The organism is Methylobacterium sp. J-092 (assembly GCF_022829325.1).
Taxonomy (GTDB): domain Bacteria; phylum Pseudomonadota; class Alphaproteobacteria; order Rhizobiales; family Beijerinckiaceae; genus Methylobacterium.
Window position 1 is genome coordinate 1 of the sequence record NZ_JAKSXU010000198.1, and the last position, 282, is coordinate 282.

A 282-nucleotide genomic window follows, 5' to 3' on the forward strand; every position below is an offset into this window, starting at 1 on the left:
GGTCCGCGACGGCGCGGGCGCGGCGCTGCGCTCCGGCCTCGGATTGCCGGCGGGCACGCCCGTGACGCTGCAGTTCGCCGACGGGCTCGTGGCGGCCAGGACCGAGGGGGAAGCGGCCGCACCCGCGCCGGAGGGCGCCCCCGGACAAGGTCGGCGAGCATCTTCCGCGCCTGGTTCGCGCGATCGAGCGCGAGGGGCGCAGCGTCGTGTGGGTCTGCGATCCGATGCACGGCAACACGATCTCGGCCGGCCGCTACAAGACGCGCCCGTTCGAGCGGGTGA

1 pseudogene is annotated in these 282 nt (G+C 75.9%); it reads left to right on the forward strand.

What is annotated here, in order from left to right:
* Positions 1-143 precede the first annotated feature (143 nt).
* A pseudogene (locus tag MKK60_RS23830) lies at positions 144-282 on the forward strand (3-deoxy-7-phosphoheptulonate synthase); the annotation flags it as partial.